The sequence below is a fragment of the Acidobacteriota bacterium genome (assembly GCA_033549365.1).
In the GTDB taxonomy this organism is placed as follows: Bacteria; Acidobacteriota; Aminicenantia; order Aminicenantales; family Saccharicenantaceae; genus JAWSUF01.
Genome location: JAWSUF010000002.1, coordinates 521,882 through 543,034, shown reverse-complemented (window position 1 = coordinate 543,034; position 21,153 = coordinate 521,882). Strand labels below are relative to the sequence as shown.

Sequence of the window (21,153 nt, the reverse complement as noted above, 5' to 3'; positions counted from 1 at the left end):
CCGCAAGGAGGCCGAGATGTTCAAGGATTCGCTGTTCGTTCCGGAAAGACATGCGCGGGGCGCGGCCATCGCGCTACCGGCAGCCGCGCTCAGTCATGCCCTTTTTCTGAATCTGGCCCTGGTCCTGCCTCTCCTCAAGGTAGGTGATCTGCCGCAGATTAGAGCCTCGGACGTCAGGATCGCTCCCGCTCTTCCCAAAACCCCCCTGCCTCCGCCGAAAGGAAGGACCGGAAGCCCGGGAGGCCGCATCAGGCCTCGGACCGTTCCCGTGGCGGCCGCGGCATGGAGGGTTGCACCCGTGGATATTCCCGTCGGCATCGCCGAGGAGGACTTCGGAGCCGAGGGCGCGGATTATGGGATCCCCGGCGGCGTCGACTACGGGGTTGAAGGCGGCTTGCCGGCCAACATTCTCAGCGAGGCGCTCTACAGCCTCGTCGGCGAGGTCGAGGCCCCGGTCCGGGCCGTCGGCGAGGTCAGACCGCCCAGGCTCGTCCGGAAGATCGAGCCCGATTACCCTGAGATCGCTCGGATGTCCCGGGTCGAAGGCATCGTCATTCTCGAAGCGACGACCGATGTCTACGGCCGGGTGACGGATGTCCGTATTTTGCGCTCCATTCCTCTCCTCGATGGGGTTGCGATCGCGGCCGTTCGGCAGTGGGTGTACGAGCCGATGATCATCAACGGCCGGCCCCGGCCGGTTGTCTTCACCGTTACCGTCAGGTTCCAACTCAAGTAGCCGGCCGTGGCCTCGGCCGACGAGGCTTCCTGAACCGCAGCGACATCCCCGTCAATCTTCCTTTTTTGGGGGGGCCGAATACTTCCTTTCGATGTCGTCCATCATCTTCTTCCGCTTGTCCTTGGTGTCGAGGTAGATCTGGAGATCGAGAACGCTCTCCGCCAAGGCCGACGCCACCTGCCCAATGGAGTCCTGCTTATATTCCTCTCCCAGCTTGTCCATGACGAACCTCGCGAGCTCGGGCTCGATGATGGGCTGCAGCATGTTCTCGGGATCGGGGACGAAGAATAACTTGTTGACGGCCAGGAATCTGGAAAACCGGGCGTAAAAAACGGCATCGATTCCGCCGTCGGACCTGAGCCTCTTGGCTTCCGCCATGATCTCGTTCATTTTGGCGACGACGACATCCCGGCCCCCGCTCCCCTCTGATGCCCACTGCTGAAAAGCCGCAATGTACATGTCGAGAAGGGCGTAGCCGTCCCGGGACGGCTGCGGAACGGTTGAATCGCTCTGGGCAAAACCGGCGGACAACGCAATAACGAGTAGACCGAAAAACGATTTCCTGAGCATGTCAAGCCTCCTTGTCGGATGTGTGGATTTTCATAAAAACGCGTTCGATGGCCCTGTCCTTAAAGAGAATTCTGATCCTTTCGCGGCGGCTGAAACGCGGCGCGGGACCGTCAGCCGTCCCGGACGAAAGGCCGGAGTCCTCTTCCGCGAGTTCAGGGACAAGAAGAGCCAGGGCCCGGTTGATGATCCAGTCGTCGGACGCCCTGGGATCATCTCCGCCCGGCCGCGCGAGAGCTCCGAACGGCACTTCGCCGGGATCCGGCCGGCCGTACATCTCGATGACCGCATGGAGTGCGGATAGCCCGGCCACGGAAGCGGAAGGGCCCGGGGACCGGAGCAGGAACAGGGCCAAGCCGGCCGCGGCGAGCACGGCGAGGCCCAGGACCGGTACGAGAAGCTTGCGGAAAAAAAGCGGTGGTCGGGAGGGCGCCTCTTCAGCCTTAAGCCGGGCCGTGAGCCCCGAGGCGAAATCGCGGCCTCGGAACACGCCGAGCGCGCGCTCGGATTCCAGGCGGACGAGATCCTCGATCTCCTTCATGATCCAGTCATTCGGCGGCGTTGTCATGGTGATTCTCCCCAAAGATCTTGACGAGCACCCGGCGGCCGCGGTGCAGGCGCGACATGACCGTGCCCTCCCTGATGTCCAGCGTCCTGGCGATCTCCCCGTAGGAGAGACGGGCGTATTCCCTCAGGACGAACACCTCCCGAAGCTTTACCGGAAGGCGGCCGACGGCGGCTTTCAGGAAGGCCAGGCGGTTGTCGTTTTCCCCGGATTCCCGGTGAGGGGCTTCCGGAGACTCCCCAGCGGCGGCCGTATCCAGGGGGACAAAGCGGACAATGCGGGACCGCCGGCCGTGATCCAGGCAAATGTTCCGGGCGATGCGGAACAGCCAGGGCTTCAGTGCATCGATGTTCCGGATGGTCGGCAGCTTGGCGCAGGCCCTGGCATAGACATCCTGGCACAGGTCCTCCGCCGCGGTGACATCCCGGGAAAAGCCCAGGCACACGAGGAAAATCTCTTCGCGGTACCGGAGGATGTCCTCCAGGCCCGCTCCGGTCTTTCCCGTCTTATCCATCGCTTCTTGTCCTCATTGTTCAAGACGAACGGGGGTCCCGTTTATTCCATCCGGTCTTCCCCGGAAATGACAGACGCCGGCCGTGACGGTGGTGAGTCGGCGCCGCAGGGTGACGCAGGACGTTTTAACTGTCCCGGATTTCTTTATGGATATTAATCCCCGATATGGACAGGCCGGCGTCTTTAAGGAGATCGATCGCCCGGCCGGCCTGATCGGCCCGGATCATGAGTTTCGCCGGACAATACATTTACGCTCTCACACCCAATCGGCACATCTTGTGGTAATCCCTCATACGGATTCACCGGTTCGCACAACGAAACCGACATGATCGACCGCGGGAAACGCGTGATACTTTTTGGTGACCGCCCTCAGTTCCAGCATGGCTGATGATGTGGCATTTCAGATTTTCCAAGGCTTGAGGCGAGGGTCCCTTCGGATCCCGGCGGCGGTCTTCTGAAGTTCGACAAGGATCTCGATCTTCTTCTCGAACGGCAGCGCGGCCAGCCGGCGGCGCCGCTCGCGTTTCTTTTTGAAGATGATCTCCGCGGACTCACTTTTCATCGGCTCCGCCTCCCCGGTTCTTCAGCTTATCCGAAAGGCTGTGCCTTTCAAGGATTCCGGACAGCACGCCCCGGTCGACGGATTCGCTCTCCAAAAGCCTGACGGCGCGTTCCCTGTCCTTCGCCCGGCCCGTCTGCAGGGCGATGGCGATAAGATATTCGGCCTTGACGACATTGGCTTCAACGCCCCGATACGTGAGGGATACGGGGTCGGCCACGGCCTCGCGGACAAGATCGTTATAGGCCGGAATAAACTGAACGGGAAACCCTTCTATGATGAGGGCCTCCGCCTCTTCGGCGTATCCCCGCCCACGGGCAAACTCATAGATGGGAGCGAGCTCATCCTGCCCTTCCCTGACAGGCATAAAGAAAACGTCAAGATCATAGGTTAGGATGGGCTCGATGTAATACGTCGCGGCAATCCCCCCTCCGATGGCATAGGCCCGGATGATCCCCAAGCGGATCATCTCTGCGATGACTTTGAGGGTCTTTTCCATGAGGACGATCCGAGCAGATTATAAAGGAAATCCCCCTGAAAACAAATCAGCCTGTGAACGAACAAGAATGAAGTTCACCTGCTCGAAGCGTCTAAGATCTGCACGCCTTGATTTCATCTATCGGCAAAATCTGTTTCCCATGGCGAATCGTGAGTATGGATATTTGCTTTGTTTCGATGTGATAGATGATCCGATAGTTTCCGTATATGATCTCTCTGAACTGACGTTCATTGATTTCAGGGACGATCCGCCCGATTTCCGGATTCGATCGAAGCTGCTCAACCTTTGAGAAAATCGCACGAATCCATGTCCCTGCCGCCAAAGGTTTGTCTTGGGCAATGTAATCAATGATCTCCGATGCTCTTTCAACAGCAAGCGGCGACCACACGATTTTCATTGAGAAATCCGCTTCAATAATTTGTCTTTTGCATTTTGGTGAGAGATTCCCTCTCCTCCAGCCAGTTGGTTAAGAGAGGTTTGGACGTCTGAAAGAAGTTCAATTTTTTCCTGCATCGCTTCATATTCATTTGCGCTCAACAGAACGGCAACGCCTTTGCCATGCTGTGTAATGACAACCGGACGTTTGGTGTTATGGACTTGTTTGATGAAAGAAGCCATGGCGTTTCTGACTTCCGACATGGATCTGATATCTTGATCAATCTTAAGCTTTTGCATTTTGCACCTCATTCAGTTTTATTTATTGTACATAATAGCATACATGATTATGTGCGATCAACACTATGATTAACTGCGGCTTTCGGACTTGACGGCGGTGAAGAGGCATCGCCGCATAATGAAACCGACACGATCGACCACGGGAAACGCGTAATACTTTTTGGTGACCGCCCTCAGTTCCAGCATGGCTGACTTCTATCCACGTATCAATGAGCTTCGACGATGTCCTCCATGGGATAACGCCTGTCGATCACCGTTTTCAATTTTCCCGCTTTGCAGAGTTCCTTGATGACTCTACTTCTTCTTGATCGGATAGGGCGGGATCGCCGGCAACTCTTTCTCCGCCGTCTTCAATTCCTCCAGGATTTCCGCGATGGCCCGGTTGAGCTGCTGGTCGATTCCCGCGAACTCCTTGGCCGGATCGTTGTCGACGACGATGTCCGGCTCGACGCCGACGCCCTCGATGATCCACTCGCTGTCCATACTGTAGCTTGCGAACTCCGGCCGCATGAGCTGGCCGCCGTCGATGAAGGGCAGCGTGCCGCGGATGCCGACGACGCCGCCCCAGGTTCTCTTGCCGACGAGCTTGCCGAGACCCATCTGCCGGAAACGGTAGGGGAAGAGGTCGCCGTCGGAGGCGGAAAACTCGTCCATCAGGCAGATTTTCGGTCCGAGGAGCATACCGCCGGGGTCGGGCGTCGGGATGGTGTTTCTCGACATGTCGACCATGGCGATCTCGCGGCGCAGGCGCTCGATGAGCATGGGCGAAACGTTGCCGCCGCCGTTTCCGCGGACATCGATGATCAGGGCCTTCTTCGTGAGCTGGGGATAGTAGTGCTTGACGAATTCATTGAGGCCGTCCGGACCCATGTTGGGAACGTGGATGTAGCCGACCCGTCCGTCCGTGGCCTTGTCGACCTTGGCGATATTCTCCTGCACCCAATTGAAGTAGACGAGGCCGCTTTCGACCGGGATGGGGAGGACGATGGTCTCGCGGGCACCGCTTTCCACCGGCTTGGCATTGAGCTTCAGCCGGACCTGCTTGCCCACGGTGTCGAGAAGAGCCTCATGAAGGTCGGCCATGTCCGCCGTGGACCGGCCGTCGGCGGCGACGATGAAGTCCCCCTCGCGGGCATCCACGCCGACTTCGGTCAGCGGAGAACGCAGGTCGGGGTTCCAGTTTTGTCCTTTGTAGATCCGTTCGATGCGGAAGAAACCGGTTTCGGCGTCTTTTGAGAGATCGGCTCCCAGGCGGCCGACCATGATGCGCTGCGAGCCGGGGTCGCCGCCGCCGACATAGGCGTGACCGACGCTGAGCTCGCCCATGAGATCGCCGATGACGTAAGTGAGATCCGCGCGGTGCCCGACCGCGGCGGCCAGGGGACGGTAACGCTCCTTCAGGCCCTCCCAATCCACGCCGTGCATGTTGGGCGCATAGAAGAAATAGGTCATCTGGCGCCAGCTTTCCTCATAGATCTGGTCCCACTCGGCCCGGAGGTCGACCATGGCCTTCATTCCGGAGAGGTCGAGGGCGTCGGAGATCTGGATCGGTCCGGAGGGAAGGGGGATGATGGCATAACGGCCGTTCTGGAAGACGAGCATCTTGGAGCCGTCGGCCGAGATTTCATAACCGCTGACCGCGCCGAGATCGGTTTCCTTGTGCTCCTTGAGGTCGTAAAGCTTGAAGGACGGACGGGAATCGCGGTCGCCGAAAGCCGCGTAGTAGAGGCTGTCCTTGACCGAACCGAGGTTGAAATACCGGGCAACGGGGACGTTGAGACGCAGGATGCGGCCCTGGATGCCGTCGAGGTCGACGTCCAGCGGCGCGGGCGTTGCGGCCGGTTTCTTCTCGTCGGGCTTGTCCGGAGCGCTTTTGGCCGCCGGGGTCTCCGCTTTGACGGCGACCTCGTCGCTTTTCGGCTTGAACGGCGACTCGATTTTCTTATTCAGTGTCGCCAGATAAATCCGGCCCTGGGCTCCGTAGGCGTGGTTCCATTCGGTCGAACTGTAGATGGGATTGAAATCCCGGTCGGAGACGAAGAACAGGTATTTGCCCTCGGCGTGAAACACGGGGCTGTAGGAGGAGTACCAGCCGTCCGTCACGGCCGCGCTCTTGCCGTCCTTCAGGCCGTAGAGATAGACCTTGGTCATGGCGTCCCGTTCCGGCCGCGCATAGGCGATCCACAGGCTGTCGGGGGACCAGACGTACTGGCTGAATTCCCAGGCTTCGGCCTGGTCGACGACGACCGTCTTTTTGGTCGCGATATCGACATAGTTCAACCGGAGCTTCTTGTCGGCCCAGAGGATTTTCTTGGAGTCCGGCGACCAGTAGAGGGCGTATTTGTAGGTGTCCGCGTCCTTGGTGATCTGGACGGAATCGGCCGAACCGTCCTGGGCGATGATGTAAATTTCGTCCTCGCCCGAGGTGTCGCCGATGTAGGCGATCCACTTGCCGTCCGGGGACCACTTGGGATTTCGTTCGTGGACGCCGGGGGTTTGGGTGAGGTTTCGGGTGTTGCCGTGCTTGGCCGGGACGGTGAAGATGTCGCCGCGGGCGCTGAAGAGGGCCCGGTTGCCGTCGGGTGAGATCTCGAAGCTCCGGACCTGCTTGGAGACGTCCATGAGCCGGGGCCGGGCGGACAGACGGTCGTCGGCGATCCGGACGGGGACGCGGACGGCTTTCCGAGTGTCGAAATCGAAGCGATAGATGGATCCGCCGTTTTCGAAGACGATGCCGGTGTCGCCGAGGGATGGGAACTTGATGTCGAAATCCGTAAAGTCCGTGAGCTTTTCGGTCTTCCGGGTTTTCGTGTTGATGACGAAGAGGTTCATCCTCTTGTTGTCATCGCGGTCGGAGAGGAAATAGACGTCGTCCCCCCGCCACATCGGGATGATGTCCTGGGCGGGATTATCGGTCAGGTTTTCGGTCGTTTTTGAGGCGAAATCATGGATCCAGATGTCGTCGGCCATGCCGCCGCGGTAGCGCTTCCAGGTTCGGAATTCGCGAAAGACGCGGTTGTAGGCCAGCTTGGAGTCGTCGGGCGAGAAGGAACTGAAGCCGCCCCGGGGGAGCGGGATTCTGTCGGGCAGGCCGCCTTCGGACGGGACCAGGTAAAGTTGGCCGTTGAAATCATTCCACTCCATCATCCGCGAGCGGAAGAGGACGGAGGACCCGTCGTTTTTCCAGCCCATGACGATGTTGTTGGGACCCATGCGGTCGGAGACGTCGTCGCGAGAAAGGACGGATGTCGTGGTCAGCCGCTGCGGTACGCCGCCTTCGCGCGGGATGAGGAAGACCTCGCGGTTGCCGTCGTATTCGCCGGTGAAGGCGATCGTTTTTCCGTCGGGCGAGAAGCGTGGAAAGATTTCGTAGCCTTCGTGGCTTGTGAGCTTGCGGGCCGTGCCGCCCGCGGCGTCGACCGTGTAGAGGTCACCGGCCCAGGAAAAGACGATTTGTCCGCCATGGAGCGCGGGCGTTCTCAAGACTCGGGCTTCGTCGGATCCGGCCGGAGCCTGGGCGGCGGCCGGCAGACCGGCGAAACAGATCAAAGCGAAAATCAAGGTGACGGAAAGTGCAAGACGCGGTTTCATGAGACCTCCTCTGACTTATCGGAAAGATTAGGATACCCCCTCCCGGCCCGGGAGTCAATTTGGAGGCTTGACAACTTGCCCGCGATTGGTCATACTGTGGTAGGAAATATTCCTACCGCCGAAGGAGGGTTTATGGCGAAAACGGTCAAGATCTCGATCAGCATGCCGGCGTCCGAGTTCAAGGCCCTCGAAGCCGGACGCCGCAAGGCCGGGAGGACAAGAAGCCAATATATCCGGGATATCCTGGCCGCATATGGCGCGACATTTACAGGCTCGGGCGGAAAAGGCGGCGCCGTCCGCGAAGACCGCAGTCTTTACGGCTCTCCTCTGCCGGCCGATCTTACGGATAAGGCTGAACTGAGGCGCAGGGCGATTTCAGCCGCCGGACGGTTCGAATCCGGACTTTCCGACCTCTCCATCGGACACGACCGCTATTTGACCGACATGCCGGATCAAGAAAAAAGCAGTTCGGAATGTCGCAAAAAGAAGGAGCGAACACCGTGAGCGTCTTTGTCGACACAAGCGCCTTCCTGGCCGTCCTCGATAAAAGCGACGAGCGACATGCAGCCGCCAGGCGGATTTGGATCGAGACGCTCGAAGCCGGGCGCCCTCTCGTCTGTCACAATTATATCCTTGTCGAAACGTCGGCTGTTCTGGCGCGAAGAATCGGGATGAAGGCCGTTCGCGTTTTCGAGAGCGATATTGTTCCGGCCCTTCGCATCATTTGGATAAACCGGGACATCCATGAAGCGGCGGTCGGCGCCCTTCTGGCAGCCGGACGCCGGACGCTCAGCCTTGCCGACTGCGCAAGCTTCGAGATCATGCGGCGGACGAGCCTTCGCGAGGCCTTTGCCTTTGATCCGCACTTCGAGGAATTCGGCTGCGAAATGATCGGCGGTTGACATTTGGCGCGGTCTCCGTAAGAATTCAAAGGAATCATGAATCATCTTTGAGGAGTTCGTCGATGTTAAGAAAACCCTGGACCCTGACTCTGGCAACCCTGCTGGCCTTGTGGGGCTTTTCCGCCTGCCGGCCCGCCGCACCCGACTTCGAGGCCGCCGCGGCCGGGCTGGACGCCGCAGCCCTTATGGAGGATATCCGGATTCTGAGTTCGGACGAGTTCGAAGGACGGTTTCCCGCATCCCACGGAGAGGAAAAAACCGTCGATTTCCTGAAAAAACGCTTCCAGGACGTCGGGCTTCAACCCGGAAACGGCGACAGCTTCTTCCAGGACGTTCCCCTCGTCGAAATCACGGCCGATCCCTCCGCGGCCGTTCTGGAGATCGCACGCGGCGCAAAATCCCTGCGGCCGGCTTATGGAACCGATTTCGTGGGCTGGACGGTGAGGGCTGAAGAGAGCGTCGCATTTGAAGATTCCGAGGTGGTGTTCGTCGGCTACGGCATCATTGCGCCGGAATACGATTGGAACGATTATGCCGGTGTCGACGCCGCGGGAAAGACCCTGATCATGCTTGTCAACGACCCCGGGTTCGCCACCGAAGACCCCGAATTTTTCAACGGCCGGGCCATGACCTATTACGGCCGCTGGACCTATAAATTCGAAGAGGCGGCGCGGCAGGGGGCGGCGGGCGCGCTGCTCGTCCACGAAACGGCGCCCGCGGCCTACGGCTGGGATGTCGTCCGGAACAGTTGGATCGGCCCGAAGTTCAGCCTGGTTTCCGAGGACGGGAACGCCGGGCGCTGCGCGGTCGAAGCCTGGGTTCACCTGGACGCGGTCCGGGAAATCTTCAAAGCCGCCGGAAAAGACTTTGACACGCTGAAAGCCGCCGCCGAAAAACCCGGATTCAAGGCCGTCCCGATGGGTTTGAAAGCTTCCGCCGCGCTTCAAAACAGCGTCCGCAACGTCGTCTCACGGAACATCGCCGGACTTCTCCCCGGCTCCGAAAGGGCCGATGAATATATCATTTACACCGCCCATTGGGATCATTTCGGCATGGATCCCCAGCTGGAAGAAAATCAGGTCTACAGCGGGGCCATGGACAACGCCACGGGAACGGCCGCCCTCATCGAAGTCGCCCGGGCTTTCAAAAATCTCGGGGCGCCGCCCAAGCGGTCCATTCTCTTCCTCGCGGTGACGGCCGAGGAACAGGGCCTTCTGGGTTCCGGTCATTACGCCGAAAATCCCATTTTCCCCCTGGAGAAGACCGTTGCCGTCATCAACATGGACGGGCTGAACATCTTCGGCCGGATGAAGGACATCCGCATCACGGGCTACGGCCAATCCGACCTGGATGATTACGTCAAGGATTACGCGAAGACGGTCGGTCGAGTTGTCAAGCCCGATCCGACTCCGGAAAAGGGCGGCTTTTTCCGCTCCGACCACTTCCCCTTCGCCAAGAAGGGGGTTCCGGCCCTGAGCTCCGGTTCGGGCGTCCACCATGTTGAAAAAGGCGAGGCCTGGGGCCTGGAGCAGAAGGAAATTTTCATCCGCGAAAAATACCACAAGCCCACGGACGAGTTCGACCCCGGCTGGGATACGGGCGGGCTTCTCGACGATCTGCACATGTATTTCTCTCTCGGCTACCGGCTGAGCATGGAGTCCGTCTTTCCCGGCTGGAAAGAGGGCAGCGAATTCAAAGCCGTGCGCGAGGCGAACAGGCCCGGGAACTGATCCGAAACCGGCGGATGTCATGAGCGGAACCCGCTATTTCTTCTTCGACTGCGAAACGACGGGGCTCCCGCGAGTTCGCTATTTTTCGGAGGAGGTCGCCGAGGACTGGCCCCGTCTTGTTCAGATCGCCTGGGCGGGCTACGATTCCGAAGGGAATGCGGAGACCGCCCAATGCCACATCATCCGGCCGGACGATTTCGAAATTCCTGAAGAGGCGACCCGCATTCACGGCATCACCGACGCCATGGCGCGTCTTTCGGGCCGGGATCTGCCGGATGTTCTGGACGAGTTTCTGGATGCGGCCGGGCATCCGGGGACCGTTCTCATCGCCCACAACCTGGACTATGATCTGGGCGTCGTCGGGTCCGAACTTGTCCGGCAGAAAAGGCCGCTCGATTTTGTGCATATCCCGGGGATCTGCACGATGAAAACAACGACCGATTTTTGCCGCATTCCCCGGCCGGGCGGAGGATTCGGATACAAGTGGCCGTCGCTCACGGAACTTCATCTCCGGATTTTCGGGCTTCCCTACGACGGGGCCCACGACGCCGGACGCGACATCGAAGCCTGCGCCCGCTGTTTTTTCAAACTTCTTGAAGGGGGATACTATCCCCAGCCCTAAAGAAAGACCGCTATCTTGAAACCCGCCGCTCAAGGCGTCCGGCGCTTCGCTCACGAGGCCATGGGCACGGTCTTCGAGATCTTCATCGCCGGAAAGACCGACGCGTACGCAGGGCAGGCGGCGCGGGCCGGATTCGAGGAAATCGACAGGCTCGAACGTCTGTTCAGCCGCTTCGACGAATCGAGCGAAATCCGCCGCATCGGGCGTCTGGCGTCCGGAGAGGCGATCCCTGTGGGTATTGAGGTTACCGATTGCCTGGATATCGCCGAGCGCGTTCGCCTCGCGACGGGAGGGGCCTTTGATGCAAACGTCCGGACTCTGATAAAATGGAAGACGCCGGACGGCTTTGCGCTCGGGCGGCCGGCGGCGCCGGACAAGGAACCCGGCTCGCCGGTTCGGCCGGGCATCGATATCGATCTCGGAGGGATCGGCAAGGGTTATGCGCTCGACCGCGTGCGCGAGGTCCTGGCCGACTGGAGCGTTTTCGACGCCCTGCTTCAGGCCGGGACGAGCACCGCGCTCGCAATCGGTTCGGCGCCGGGACGATCCGGAGAAAGTGCGGGTTGGCCGGTCGGCGTCGCCTCGGCCTGGAAAACCGCCGGCCATTCGGGAGAGGTTGTTCTTCGGGACCGTGCGGTCAGCGGATCGGGATTTGATGTCAAGGGCGGACATATCCTGGATCCACGGACGGGGCGCATCGCATCGGGGCATGCCGCAGCCTGGGCCGGGCACAAGGAAGCCGCCGCGGCCGATGCGCTCTCGACGGCCTTCATGGTCATGGACGATCGTGAGGTCGAGCGGTTCTGCCGGGATCACCGGAACGTCTGGGCTTTCGTCGTCGACGCAACCGGCCGCATCCGCGTTTTCAACGATGCGGCGTTGAGAGAATCGCAAGGAGTTGAGTCATGACAATCGGAAGAATCGCCGCGTTCGCGGCTCTGGTCGGAATCGGATGGGCCGGGGCGCATCCGCCCGCTTTGACGGCCGCGGAACCCGAGACGCGATCCATCATTCAGGAGACCGACAAGGAGGAGCTGAAGCTCGTCCTGCCCAAACCGATGTTCGTCGGCACGCCGCGCAACATCCGCACACCGAATCTCGAAGTCATCACCGGAAAACCCCGGGGGCCGTTTTTCGTTCCCAAGGGAACCGTCCTTCTGTCTTTGAACAAGCCGGTGACGTCGAGCGACCCGGAGCCCGTAATCGGAGAACTCTCTTTCATCACGGACGGCGAAAAGTCGGGCGAAGACGGATACTTCGTTGAGCTCGGGCCGGGGACGCATTGGGTTCAGATCGATCTCGGGAAGACGAGCCGCCTTCACGCCATCCTTGTCTGGCATTATCACAGCCAGGCCCGCGTTTACCGGGATGTCGTCATTCAGGTGTCCGATGATCCGGATTTCGTGGCGGGCGTCACCACGATTTTCAACAACGATCACGACAACTCTTCCGGACTCGGTGTGGGGAAGGACAAGGAGTATATCGAGACCAACGAAGGACGGCTCTTCGACCCGAAAGGCGTTGAGAGCCGCTACATCCGGCTTTACAGCGCCGGGAACACCGCCAATGACATGAATCATTATGTCGAGGTCGAAATTTACGGCATTCCCGTGAAATGAGACGTCTCTTCATCCCCGGCTTTGCGGTCGTCTTTGCGGCGGCCGTTCTGGCCGGGGTGTTCTTCCGGACGGTGCGGCTTGATCTGCGTCCCATGCACCACGACGAGGCCAACCAGGCCGTCAAGTTCGGCGGTCTGCTCGAAGAGGGCGAATATCGCTATGACCCGGACGACCATCACGGACCCACCCTTTACTATCTGACGCTGCCTTTTGCGCGAATCGCCGGACGAACGACTCTCGCCGGCCTGGACGAGACCGTTCTGAGGCTCGTCCCGGCGCTCTTCGGCGTCGGCATCATTCTGCTCCTTCTTCTGTTCAAAGGGGCCATGCCCCGCGAAGCCCTGGCCGCGGCAGGACTTCTTGTCGCCGTTTCACCGGCCATGACTTATTATTCACGGTTTTATATCCAGGAGACGCTTCTCGTTTTCTTTCTTGTGGGGGCGGCCGGGTGCGCCTGGCGATGGCATGCCGCGGCGAGGGAACCCGAGCGGACCGAACGCAGAATCTTCGGGCCCGCGGAGGAAGCGCCGTCGCCCCGGCCGAAAGCGGCCGCGGCGTGGGCGGCGGGCGCCGGATTTTTCTGCGGCCTGATGTATGCGACCAAGGAGACAAGCGTCATTCTGTTCGGGGCGGCGGGCGGGGCCCTGATTCTTGTCGGGTTGCTGGAGAGAAAGAAAAAAAAGCGGGGGGTGAGACGAGCCCGGCATGTGTCGCCCGGTTTCGGCTATGCCGCCGCTTTCGGAGCGGCAGCCTTCGCTCCGGCCTGGCTTCTCTACACCTCCTTTCTGAAAAACCGGGGCGGATTCGTCGATTCCCTGCTGGCCTTCGGGGGATACCTGGAAAGAGCGTCCGGCGGAACTATCCATGACCATCCCTGGCACTTTTATTTCTCGACATTGATCTGGTCTCGGACCGGCGAGGGGCCGGTTTGGAGCGAAGGCCTTGTCATCGCTCTGGCCGCGGCGGGCGCTTTCACCGCGCTCGGCGCCATTAAGGCTGGAGATGCCGACACGCGTTTTTCGCGGGCTCTTTTATTTTTCACGCTGGGGGCCGCGGCGGTCTATTCGGTTATTCCCTACAAAACGCCATGGAATCTTCTGCCCTTTTTTATGGGCCTCATTCTTCTTGCGGGAAACGGCACTGCGGTCATGATGCGGATCAGCCGCTTTCTGGCCGTCCGCGCCCTCGTCGTCGCTCTCCTGGCTCCGGGATTCGTCAATCTGGGTCTCCAGGCCTGGAGGGCGAATGATGTGCACCCGGCCGATCCGCGAAACCCCTATGTCTACGCTCAGACCGTGCCCGATTTTTTAAAGCTCGTAAAAAGGGTCGAGGATATCGCGGAGGTCAGCACTGACGGCCGCAGGATGTTGATCATGGTTGTCGCTCCGCCGGAAGAGACGTGGCCCTTGCCGTGGAGCCTGAGGGAGTATGAAAGGGTCGGATATTGGACGGATGCGGCGGCCGTCGCCGGCATCAATATCACGAATGTGCCCTTTGTCATTGCCGGGCTCGATGCCGCGGAGGAGCTCGGAGACAGTCTCGAGAACAGCCATCAGGCGGAGTTTTACGGATTGAGACCCGAAGTCCACCTCGTCGTCTTCATCCGCCGCGACCTCTGGGAAATGCATCTCGTCCGGATGGATAAACAGGAAACGGCGATTCGGCGGGACGGTAAAGGACATCCGTGAAAGCGGCCGTGGATATCAGCATCGTGATTCCGGCGCTCAACGAGGCCGGTAAAATCGGCGGCGATGTCCGGGCGGCCGCATCGTTCCTGGCCCGGGAAGGGTTCTCGGGCGAGGTCATCGTCGTGGATGACGGGAGTTCGGATGGAACGGCCGAAGTCGCCGAAGAGGCCGATGTCGAGCCCGGTATCGGGAAAAATGTCATGCGGCTCGAGACAAACCGGGGCAAGGGGTTCGCTCTTAAAACCGGGATTGCGGCCTCGCGCGGCGAAATCGTCATCTTTGCCGACAGCGGGACGTGCGTCCCCTACGCCGATGCCCTTCCAGTGATCCGGCGCATCCGGGAAGGCGGACTCGACATCGGTCTGGGCTCGCGAAGGCACCGGGAAACCGTCATTTTGAGAGACAGAACGCTAAAACGGCGTTTTCTTTCGAGGATCTTTCATGGCGCCGCCGTCCTTGCGGCCGGACTGCCCCGGCGGATCAAGGATTCCCAGTGCGGCTTCAAAATCTATCGCGGCGATGTCGCCCGAAGGCTTTTCGCCGAGTGCGGGACACATGGCTATCTCTTTGAATTGGAGATCATTTCCCGGGCTCTCAAGCTTGGATACCGGGTCGAGGAGTTTCCGATCCACTGGACTTGCGACCTCGACAGCCGCCTTCGACCCGGCGCCGATGCCCCCCGCGTTCTCAAGGAACTGCGGAGGCTCCGCCGCCTCTAACCCCGCTCTGGCTGCTGGAATTTATTGATTATAAACAAAATAAGCGTATTTATTGTGCTTTGGCTGACGAATTGAATTGATTTTGTCGTTTCTTAATGGCAGTTTATTGGAAATCACTTATTATCAACTATATATGGCAGTCCGAGCAGGCCAAAACAAGCTATTTATATTAATATCAATAACTTGCAGCAGCCAGAGCAGGGTTATTCGAGCAGGGTTATTCGCGGGCGGCCCAGAGCATGCCGCGCTGGACGATGGTTCGGGCCTCCGGAACATCGAAATCGGCCGCGACATGGCCGAGCGACGTGTAGAACACCCGGCCTTTCCCGTAGAGCTTCTTCCAGACAACGGGCATGACCACGCCTTCGATCCACGGCGCATGTTCGCCGCTGAACGTCGTGGTCGCCAGGACTTCGTTGATCGGATCGACGTGCATGTAATACTGCTCCGATTTCATTTTGAAATCCTGAAGTCCTTCCGTGATGGGATCGTTCGGATCCGTGATGTTGACCTCATAATCGATGATGCCGCCCGGATGAGCCACCCATTGCCCGCCGACCATGAACTGGTATTCCGTGTTGTTCCGGAAAGAGTCGGCCAGACCGCCGTGCCAGCCGGCCAATCCCACCCCGCTTTTTACGGCCTCGAGAAGGCCTTTTTCCTGTTCAGGTGTGATTGTCGCCATGGTGAAAGCCTGGACGATCAGATCCAGAGACTTGAGTTTATCGACGTCGAGATAGGCGTCGAGCGTATTCGAAATCTCAACCTCAAATCCTTGAGACTCAAGCCAGGGGGCGAAAATGGCCGTGCATTTCTCCGGCTCATGGCCGTCCCAGCCGCCCCAGACAAAAAGGGCCTTTTTAGCCACCGGGGTTTCTCCTGGTGCCGGAACGGTTTCCGGCCCGGGATGGGCCATCGGGGCGAAGACCATCGCCGCGAGCAAGATCCCCGAACCGACCGCCGGGAGGCAGTTTTTTTTTAGGTGAAAACGCATGATTTTCAGCTCCTTATGGACATTCACTTCAAGATGGCGCATCAGCGGCTATTCCGTTTGCCTGAGCGCACATCCCGACACGGACGGCCTTCCGAACAACTGTTTCGGATGTCACTCCAGGTCACGGATCCAGATATTTCTGAAACGGACCGGATCGCTGTGGTCCTGAAGAGAAATCGGCAGTTTGTCGGCATGAGCCTTGTAGGGCGGGCGGGCTTTATGGGCCGTCGGGCCCGTCAGCTCGACGGCATCGTGAACAAGCACGCCGTTGTGAAACACGGTCAGGCGCGCCGGAGACGGCAACCCGCCTTCACCGTCGAATCTCGGCCGGCGGAATACGATGTCGTAAGTCTGCCAAACGCCCGGCGGGCGGCAGGCATTCACCAGAGGCGGAAACTGGCCGTAGAGAGACGCGGCCATGCCGTCGGCGTAAGTCGGGTTGTCATAGCTGTCCAGAACCTGGACCTCGTAGATCCCCATAAGGAAAACGCCGCTGTTGCCGCGGCCCTGGCCTTCGCCGGATACGGCCTCCGGCGCCATCCACTCCACATGAAGCTGGCAGTCGCCGAAAGCCCGCACCGTGCGGATGGACCCCGTCTTGGCGACGACTTCCATATAATCATGTTCCAGTTTCCATCGGACCGGCTCGCCTTTTCCGTCGACCCATTCCCCAAAACCGGACCCGTCGAAAAGGACGAGCGCATCCGACGGAGGCGGAACCGGATTTCCGGCCGGGCCGGGGTCGACGACCGGCGGCAACGGCCGATCCGGATCATGAACCGCCCAAGGGATGCTTTCGGCCTCCACCCGATGCTCTTCCGCGGGACGGCAGGCCGTCATCGCCACAAGAAGAATCAGCCCCGTTCCCAAAAGGATGCCGCATGTTTTCTTCATGATTCCCCCTCGCCTCCGCCCGTCACAGCGACCACCCCGGACGGTAGGGCGCATGCAGAAATTCATTGGCTTCGGGCACATTGGTGAATTCCATCTTTCCCCCGTCCCATTGAAGCACGGTATTCCGGTCCTGGACCCGGACGGCGGCGTTGGCCAGGAGCATGACTTCGGTGAGCGGCCCGCTGTAGGAAAAGTCCGTGGTCGATTTTTTTCCGGTCTTGATGGCCTCGATCCATTCCTCGGCGATTCCGGGCGATCGCGGAATGGTTTTCTCCGGCCGTTTGTATTCGCGCATGGCCGTCTCGGGAACAAGTCGCGGATTCTCTCCGTAGGTGCTGCACATGAGAAGCCCCTTTTCGCCCCGGAAAAGCACTCCGCCGCCGTCATCGCCCATCATCCGCCCCGGTTCGAGTTCCGGCGGGCGGGGCGGCATCAGCCCTCCGTCGTGCCAAATCAGTTTGACCGGAACCAGGCCCTCCCTTTCTGGAAACTCATAGGTCACGATTTCCGCCATAGGCGCATAGTCCTTTGTGAATTTCGTCGAACTGGCCTGAACAGTCACGGGATGGCCGAGTTTGAGCGCCCGGAACGGGTGATCGATAATATGGGCGCCCATATCACCCAACGCCCCCGTTCCGAAGTCCCACAGCCCCCGCCAGCTGAAGGGATGATAGGCCGGATGATAGGGGCGGAAAGGCGCCGGGCCCAGCCACAGGTCCCAATCCAGAGTCGCGGGACAGGACGGAATCTCCTTCGGTGCATCCACCCCCTGGGGCCATATCGGACGGTTCGTCCAGGTATGGACCTCGCGGACATTGCCGATGGCTCCATCCCAGATCCACTCACAGATCAGGCGGGCGCCTTCCCCGGCGTGTCCCTGGTTTCCCATCTGGGTGACCACTCCGGCCTCTTTGGCCGCTATGGCCAGCAGACGGGATTCCTTGATCGTCCGGGTCAATGGTTTCTGGACAAAAACGTGTTTACCCAACTTGATCGCGGCCATGGCGATGACGGCGTGGGTGTGGTCGGGTGTGCTGACGACCACGGCATCCAGCCCTTTTTCCCTTTCCAGCATGATCCGAAAGTCCCGGTACTTCCGGGCCTTGTCGTACATGGCCTTCCTCTGAGGTTCATGCCGGTCCGAACCGAGAAAACGGGCCATCAGTTCGTCGTCGACATCGCAGAGGGCAACGACATTCTCTCCGCTCACGGACTGGATGTCGGAAAAGCCCTTGCCCATGACACCGACACAACCGATGTTGAGGGTGTCGCTCGGCGCCTTCCTCCCGGTTTTCCGGTCGACCCCGAGAACATGCCGGGGAACGATCATCAGACCGGAAGCGGCCGCCGTCGCAGTTCCCAGAAAAGAGCGCCGGGTCATGGACGATGTTTCAGACTTGGGAAGTTTTTCGGGATCTTTCATATCTGTCTCCTGTCTTTCACCCTTGTTTTGCTTATATCACAGCGGCCTGAAAGCGGTCAATGTGCGTTTTTGCGTCAACTTGAAATGTAAAATATCTTGACGCTATCGAATCGTCACACATTTTCTTTACAGGTTTTTCAGGAGAGAACCTCCGATGATCTTGGCACGAAAAATGCTTATTCAACTTATGAAATTATTATCATCATAAAGGAAGTCCGAACCATGGGAAGAAAAGCGGCCGCCGCCGAAAAGTCCGACAAAAAAATCATGATCGTCGACGATGACGAAAATATCCGCAAAACCTTCGCCCTGATCCTGAAGAAGAAATACGATGTCGCCTCGGCCGGCGACTCCAAAGAAGCCCTGAGTTCCTACAAGGACGGTCATTTCGACCTTTTGATCACGGATTACAAGCTCCCGGATCAATGCGGTCTCGATCTCGTCTCGAAATTCCGCAAAATCGGCTATGACGGCGAGGTCATCATGATCACGGCTTTTCCCGATCTCGTCAACCTCAGCGAACTGAGCCGCCTGGCCATCAGCATTTTCTTTGTCAAACCGCTCGATCTCGACACGTTGACTCAATCCATCGACCGCTTGATGCAACCCAAGCCCTTCCTGACCGGCCGTTTCTGATCCACCTTCCGTCATCGGCTTTTTCAACCGGGTATAATGGGAGGGAAAGGATCGTGTCTCCCATGACCAAACGCCCGGCCAAACCCAACCGCCTGATCAAAGAAAAGAGCCCCTATCTTATTCAACACGCCCACAACCCTGTCGACTGGTATCCCTGGGGTGAGGAGGCCTTCGCCGCGGCGCGCCGCGCCGACAAGCCGATTTTCCTGTCCATCGGTTACGCCACCTGCCACTGGTGCCACGTCATGGAGCGCGAATCGTTCGAAGACGAGGCCGCAGCCCGGCTCCTCAATGAGACATTCATCAACATCAAGGTCGACTGCGAGGAACGCCCCGACATCAACGACGTTTACATGACCGCCTGCCGCATGACGACCGGAAGTGGAGGCTGGCCCCTGACGATCGTCATGACGCCTGATAAAAAGCCCTTCTTCGCCGCGACTTACCTTCCCCGGACTCAGCGTTTCGGCCGGGCCGGGCTCTTGGATATCGTCGCGCGCATCGCCACGCTCTGGCGCGAAAAGAGAGCGGATATCGCCGCGGCCGCCGGGCGGGTCACCGAAGCGATCTCCGCCGAAGCCGCCGGACCGCACCGCAGCGAAGATGTCGGACCCGAAATTCTCGAAACCGGATTTCGGCGTCTGTCACGGGCCTTCGATGCGGAGCGCGGCGGCTTCGGCGGCGCTCCGAAATTCCCCGTCTCCCACAACATCCTGTTTCTCCTTCGTCGCCATCGCCGCACCGGTCTGCCGGAATCTCTGGATATGGCCGAAAAAACCATTGACGCCATGCGCCGGGGCGGAATCTACGACCATCTCGGTTTCGGGTTTCACCGCTATTCGACGGACGCCGGCTGGTTACTGCCCCATTTCGAAAAAATGCTTTACGATCAGGCCGGTCTCGCCCTGGCCTTTACGGAGGCGTTCCAGGTGACGGGAAAACCGCGCTACCGCCGGACGGCCGATGAGATTTTCACGTACGTTCTCCGGGACATGACATCTCCCGAAGGCGTCTTTTTCTCGGCTGAGGACGCCGACAGCGAAGGCGAAGAGGGGCGATTCTATACCTGGCCGAGCGAGGAGTTCGACCGGATTCTGGGCCGGGAGGACGGCGCCTGGGCCGCTTCGATCTTTGGAGTCCGTCCGGAGGGGAATTTCAGCGACCCGGCCGAACCCGGACTTACCGGGCGCAACATTCTTTTTTTGAAGGCCGAGATCGAAGAGACCCATCGCACCCGTTTCGAGGGCATCCGAACGCGACTTCTCGAAGCCAGAAACACCCGAGTCCGTCCGCTTCTCGACGACAAGGTTCTTGCGGACTGGAACGGCTTCATGATCGCCGCCCTGGCCCGTGCGGCCCGCGTTTTCGATGTGCCGGAATACACCCGCGCCGCCGGGCGTGCGGCCCGCTTCGTTCTCGACCGGATGCGGCGGCCCGACGGAAGGCTTCTTCACACCTTCCGCGAAGGATCGGCCGCAATCGACGCCTTCCTCGACGACTATGCCTTCATGATCTGGGGGCTCGTCGAACTCTACGAGACGACCTTCGAAGCGGCCTGGCTCGATACCGCCGGTGAACTTCTCCGCACGGCCGAAGAATTGTTCGTGGACGGGACACGCGGCGGGTATTTTCTGACCGCCGGGGATGCCGAACCTCTGCCGTTCCGGCCCAAACCCATAACCGACGGCGCCATGCCTTCGGGGAATTCCGTCATGCTCATGAATCTCCTGCGTTTTTCACGTCTTACGGCGGACGCCTCCCTTGAGGACGCCGCACAGCGGGTCGTCCGGGGCATGGCCGCCGAAGTCCGGCGCACGCCCGAGGCTTTGACGTTCGCCCTGGCCGCCCTCGAATCGGCCTTCGGCCCGACGATCGAGGTCGTTATCGCCGGTGATCCCGAAAGCGAAGACACACGGCGCATGTTGCAGTCCGTCCGGCAGGGTTTTTTTCCCGAAACGACGGTGCATGTTCTTCCGCCGGGACCTCAGGGCCGCCCGACCGCCGAACGCCTTCCCTTCGCCGCCGACATCAAAATGCTCGACGGAAAGGCGACGGCTTACGTCTGTCGCGGCGGGAGCTGCGGAAGGCCGGTCACCGAACCGGATGAGCTCCTCGCCATGCTTCTTAACCGTTCCGCCGAGATTCCGAACGGTGCGGCCTGTCCCTGACGGGAGGGAGCATTGACGCGCCGCTGATAGAGGCTTATAGTTCAAGCTCATTG

General features: G+C 59.8%; 24 protein-coding genes. 11 read left to right on the top strand and 13 right to left on the bottom strand.

Annotation, left to right across the window (positions count from 1 at the left end):
* The first annotated feature begins 16 nt into the window (after positions 1 to 16).
* Positions 17 to 736 carry an energy transducer TonB gene (locus SCM96_05215; GenBank protein ID MDW7760024.1) on the top strand — a complete coding sequence of 240 codons (720 nt, stop codon included), beginning with the start codon at positions 17 to 19 and terminating at the stop codon, positions 734 to 736.
* Positions 737 to 787: 51 nt separating this feature from the next.
* On the opposite strand, the gene SCM96_05210 is transcribed toward SCM96_05215, so the two are convergent.
* The 10 genes from SCM96_05210 to SCM96_05165 all read right to left on the bottom strand — a co-directional run bounded on the left by SCM96_05210 (position 788) and on the right by SCM96_05165 (position 7,705).
* The gene (locus SCM96_05210) at positions 788 to 1,306 is read right to left on the bottom strand and encodes a hypothetical protein (protein MDW7760023.1); all 519 of its coding nucleotides are present in this window, start codon (positions 1,304 to 1,306) and stop codon (positions 788 to 790) included.
* A 1-nt stretch (position 1,307) separates the two neighbouring features.
* The gene (locus SCM96_05205; GenBank protein ID MDW7760022.1) at positions 1,308 to 1,871 is read right to left on the bottom strand and encodes a hypothetical protein; all 564 of its coding nucleotides are present in this window, start codon (positions 1,869 to 1,871) and stop codon (positions 1,308 to 1,310) included.
* Positions 1,852 to 2,382 carry an RNA polymerase sigma factor gene (locus SCM96_05200; protein ID MDW7760021.1) on the bottom strand — a complete coding sequence of 177 codons (531 nt, stop codon included), beginning with the start codon at positions 2,380 to 2,382 and terminating at the stop codon, positions 1,852 to 1,854. The genes SCM96_05205 and SCM96_05200 overlap by 20 nt, the downstream gene beginning before the upstream one ends.
* Before the next feature lie 124 nt (positions 2,383 to 2,506).
* Positions 2,507 to 2,629, bottom strand: a complete 123-nt coding sequence (locus SCM96_05195; GenBank protein ID MDW7760020.1) for a hypothetical protein — start codon at positions 2,627 to 2,629, stop codon at positions 2,507 to 2,509.
* A 152-nt stretch (positions 2,630 to 2,781) separates the two neighbouring features.
* Positions 2,782 to 2,943 carry a hypothetical protein gene (locus SCM96_05190; GenBank protein MDW7760019.1) on the bottom strand — a complete coding sequence of 54 codons (162 nt, stop codon included), beginning with the start codon at positions 2,941 to 2,943 and terminating at the stop codon, positions 2,782 to 2,784.
* Positions 2,933 to 3,439 (bottom strand): hypothetical protein, encoded by a 507-nt coding sequence (locus SCM96_05185; GenBank protein MDW7760018.1) that lies wholly within the window; start codon positions 3,437 to 3,439, stop codon positions 2,933 to 2,935. Before SCM96_05185 ends, SCM96_05190 begins: the two co-directional genes overlap by 11 nt.
* Positions 3,440 to 3,530: 91 nt before the next feature.
* Positions 3,531 to 3,836: a type II toxin-antitoxin system RelE/ParE family toxin gene (locus SCM96_05180; protein MDW7760017.1), complete on the bottom strand. Its 306-nt coding sequence runs from the start codon at positions 3,834 to 3,836 to the stop codon at positions 3,531 to 3,533.
* Positions 3,833 to 4,114 carry a type II toxin-antitoxin system Phd/YefM family antitoxin gene (locus SCM96_05175; GenBank protein ID MDW7760016.1) on the bottom strand — a complete coding sequence of 94 codons (282 nt, stop codon included), beginning with the start codon at positions 4,112 to 4,114 and terminating at the stop codon, positions 3,833 to 3,835. The genes SCM96_05180 and SCM96_05175 overlap by 4 nt, the downstream gene beginning before the upstream one ends.
* Positions 4,115 to 4,320: 206 nt before the next feature.
* Positions 4,321 to 4,377 (bottom strand): hypothetical protein, encoded by a 57-nt coding sequence (locus SCM96_05170; protein ID MDW7760015.1) that lies wholly within the window; start codon positions 4,375 to 4,377, stop codon positions 4,321 to 4,323.
* 31 nt (positions 4,378 to 4,408) lie between these two features.
* Positions 4,409 to 7,705 carry a PDZ domain-containing protein gene (locus SCM96_05165; GenBank protein MDW7760014.1) on the bottom strand — a complete coding sequence of 1,099 codons (3,297 nt, stop codon included), beginning with the start codon at positions 7,703 to 7,705 and terminating at the stop codon, positions 4,409 to 4,411.
* Between the two features lie 132 nt (positions 7,706 to 7,837).
* Here SCM96_05165 and SCM96_05160 point away from each other — a divergent pair, with 132 nt between their 5' ends.
* From SCM96_05160 to SCM96_05125, 8 genes are all read left to right on the top strand, one after another.
* Complete coding sequence (locus SCM96_05160; protein MDW7760013.1) at positions 7,838 to 8,209, top strand: ribbon-helix-helix protein, CopG family; 372 nt, start codon at positions 7,838 to 7,840, stop codon at positions 8,207 to 8,209.
* Entirely contained in the window at positions 8,206 to 8,607 is a 402-nt protein-coding gene (locus tag SCM96_05155) for a PIN domain-containing protein (GenBank protein ID MDW7760012.1), read from the top strand. The genes SCM96_05160 and SCM96_05155 overlap by 4 nt, the downstream gene beginning before the upstream one ends.
* Positions 8,608 to 8,669: 62 nt before the next feature.
* Complete coding sequence (locus tag SCM96_05150) at positions 8,670 to 10,337, top strand: M28 family metallopeptidase (GenBank protein MDW7760011.1); 1,668 nt, start codon at positions 8,670 to 8,672, stop codon at positions 10,335 to 10,337.
* 19 nt (positions 10,338 to 10,356) lie between these two features.
* Positions 10,357 to 10,959: a 3'-5' exonuclease gene (locus tag SCM96_05145; GenBank protein MDW7760010.1), complete on the top strand. Its 603-nt coding sequence runs from the start codon at positions 10,357 to 10,359 to the stop codon at positions 10,957 to 10,959.
* 15 nt (positions 10,960 to 10,974) lie between these two features.
* Positions 10,975 to 11,868 (top strand): FAD:protein FMN transferase, encoded by an 894-nt coding sequence (locus SCM96_05140; protein MDW7760009.1) that lies wholly within the window; start codon positions 10,975 to 10,977, stop codon positions 11,866 to 11,868.
* Entirely contained in the window at positions 11,865 to 12,578 is a 714-nt protein-coding gene (locus tag SCM96_05135) for a discoidin domain-containing protein (protein MDW7760008.1), read from the top strand. The genes SCM96_05140 and SCM96_05135 overlap by 4 nt, the downstream gene beginning before the upstream one ends.
* Positions 12,575 to 14,266 carry a TIGR03663 family protein gene (locus SCM96_05130; protein ID MDW7760007.1) on the top strand — a complete coding sequence of 564 codons (1,692 nt, stop codon included), beginning with the start codon at positions 12,575 to 12,577 and terminating at the stop codon, positions 14,264 to 14,266. Before SCM96_05135 ends, SCM96_05130 begins: the two co-directional genes overlap by 4 nt.
* A complete protein-coding gene (locus tag SCM96_05125) occupies positions 14,263 to 14,985 on the top strand; it encodes a glycosyltransferase (protein MDW7760006.1) in 723 nt (240 codons plus the stop codon). The genes SCM96_05130 and SCM96_05125 overlap by 4 nt, the downstream gene beginning before the upstream one ends.
* Positions 14,986 to 15,202: 217 nt before the next feature.
* Here the strand turns inward: SCM96_05125 and SCM96_05120 are convergent, their stop codons facing one another.
* The 3 genes from SCM96_05120 to SCM96_05110 all read right to left on the bottom strand — a co-directional run bounded on the left by SCM96_05120 (position 15,203) and on the right by SCM96_05110 (position 18,296).
* Positions 15,203 to 15,901 (bottom strand): ThuA domain-containing protein, encoded by a 699-nt coding sequence (locus tag SCM96_05120; protein ID MDW7760005.1) that lies wholly within the window; start codon positions 15,899 to 15,901, stop codon positions 15,203 to 15,205.
* 189 nt (positions 15,902 to 16,090) lie between these two features.
* A complete protein-coding gene (locus SCM96_05115; GenBank protein ID MDW7760004.1) occupies positions 16,091 to 16,873 on the bottom strand; it encodes a DUF1080 domain-containing protein in 783 nt (260 codons plus the stop codon).
* 22 nt (positions 16,874 to 16,895) lie between these two features.
* Positions 16,896 to 18,296 carry a Gfo/Idh/MocA family oxidoreductase gene (locus SCM96_05110; GenBank protein ID MDW7760003.1) on the bottom strand — a complete coding sequence of 467 codons (1,401 nt, stop codon included), beginning with the start codon at positions 18,294 to 18,296 and terminating at the stop codon, positions 16,896 to 16,898.
* 222 nt (positions 18,297 to 18,518) lie between these two features.
* On the opposite strand from SCM96_05110, the gene SCM96_05105 reads away from it, so the two are divergent.
* Both SCM96_05105 and SCM96_05100 read left to right on the top strand, forming a co-directional pair.
* Positions 18,519 to 18,932 (top strand): response regulator, encoded by a 414-nt coding sequence (locus SCM96_05105; protein MDW7760002.1) that lies wholly within the window; start codon positions 18,519 to 18,521, stop codon positions 18,930 to 18,932.
* A 62-nt stretch (positions 18,933 to 18,994) separates the two neighbouring features.
* Positions 18,995 to 21,100, top strand: coding sequence for a thioredoxin domain-containing protein (locus SCM96_05100; GenBank protein MDW7760001.1), 2,106 nt, complete (start codon positions 18,995 to 18,997; stop codon positions 21,098 to 21,100).
* Positions 21,101 to 21,153: the final 53 nt, after the last annotated feature.